The 1,672-nt window shown below is 65.4% G+C and carries 1 protein-coding gene; it reads right to left on the reverse strand.

The features are described from left to right. Positions 1-169: 169 nt before the first annotated feature. Positions 170-1,552, reverse strand: coding sequence for an IS1380 family transposase (locus tag ACZYZ9_RS26385; protein WP_463829102.1), 1,383 nt, complete (start codon positions 1,550-1,552; stop codon positions 170-172). Positions 1,553-1,672 lie beyond the last annotated feature (120 nt).

The raw sequence follows: 1,672 nt of genomic DNA on the forward strand, positions 1-1,672 counted from the left end.
TAGCCCGGATGTTTCGCGGGGTTGACGTGGCGGCCTGATCGGTTCGGATTGCGGTTTTCGATCTTGATTTTCGACGGTGGGTATCATGGCGGTCCCGGTCAGCGGGTTCTGGCGGGTTCCTGTGCCCGTTGGTCCTTCCGTGGGGTCGTGGGGGTAGGTGGGGTGTTCGTCAGCCCGGTTGGAGGCGCGCCAACGCGGTAGTCAGCAGATCGGCCCAGGGTGCGCTGGCGGCGAGCCGCAGCCGGGTTCGACGGGCGTGGCGCGCCAACCGGCCGGCGATCGAAAACAGGCGCAGTCGCAGGCGTTTGGGTTCCCAGCGCCGCGCCGAATGCTCGTCAAAGGCCAGCATCTGCAGCCATGCGGTCAAGTCGATCGCGAGCTGCACCAACGCGCACCAGATCCGGTTTTGATCGAATCCATGCAGAGGTAGGTTGACCAGGCCGGTGTCCTTGGCCACCCGAATGCGGTCTTCACAGCGGGCACGACGGCGGTGCCGCAGCTCGAGATCGGGCAGTTGGCCCCGGCCGGTGTTGGTGACGAACGCCGTCAGCCGTAGCCCGTCGCGGTCGGTGAACCGCAGCTGCGCACCGGGATGGGGGCGTTCCTTGCGCACCACCAGCCGCATCCCCGCAGGCCAGTCCGACAGGTCAACCACCCCGGTGGCCTCGGCCACCCACGCCCCGTCACGGACCTGCCCATCAGCGTCGTAGGCCGGGGTCCAGACCCGTTCGGGAATCACGTCGATGGCAGCGGTCATCGTTTCGTTGAGCGTGAATCCCAGCGAGTAGGACAGCCGGCGAGCGGTCAGGTAGTTGAGGAATTCGTGAGTGGCTCCGCCGGCGTCGGTGCGCACCAAAACTTTCTTGCCGACCCGATAGCCGACCTCAAACGGCAGCTGCTGTAGTGCCGATGCGAGGACGGTCTTGTGGTCGGCGGCGGTGTTGGAGCCGGCGTTGCCAGGCCGCAGCAGGATCGCCAGTGACTCCCCGGTTCCCGCACTGCCGTGGTCAACGAATGCGCACAATGGATGAAATCCAAAGCCGCGCTTGAATGTTGGTGCTGCTTTCTCCTTTTCCGAGTGCGCGGTGACCAGGGTGGCATCCAGATCGACGATCAACGGGTGATCGGCATCGATCCCATGACCGGGTGAGTGCTGCCCGGCGGCTGCCCACGCCGCCGCACGCGCGCTGGCCCGTGCCGAATCAATGGCCGCCAAGGCTTTCGAGGCATCTGCGGCCAACGTGGTGATCAACCGCGACACGGTGGGATCGGAGGCCACCGGGCCGAACACGCCCGGCTCGGCGCGCAGCAGCCCGACATCTGCCAGGCAGTCCCCACCGAGTGCCAGTGCCACAGCGATATCGAGCACAATCTTGCCGGGATCGTGGCTGGCCAGAGGTTTACGCCACGGCGCCAACGCGTCCGACAAGGCGCCGGTCAGCCCGGCCCGTTCGGCGGCGCGCAGCAATACAACCGCACCTGCGTGCGACACGACACCGGTTGCGCGGCCGTCGACCGACAACGACGGGTAACACGACGTAGACTCGCCCACCAGATTGGTGCTCCGATTCTTGAGATGATCTGGTCCTAGACAAACCGAATTATCCCTGGTCAGAGCACCATTCTTCGTTCAAGACACACCATCAAGATCAACCGGCGTGAAAGCCCGAGG

This window comes from Mycobacterium sp. IDUB_28, from assembly GCF_055419285.1.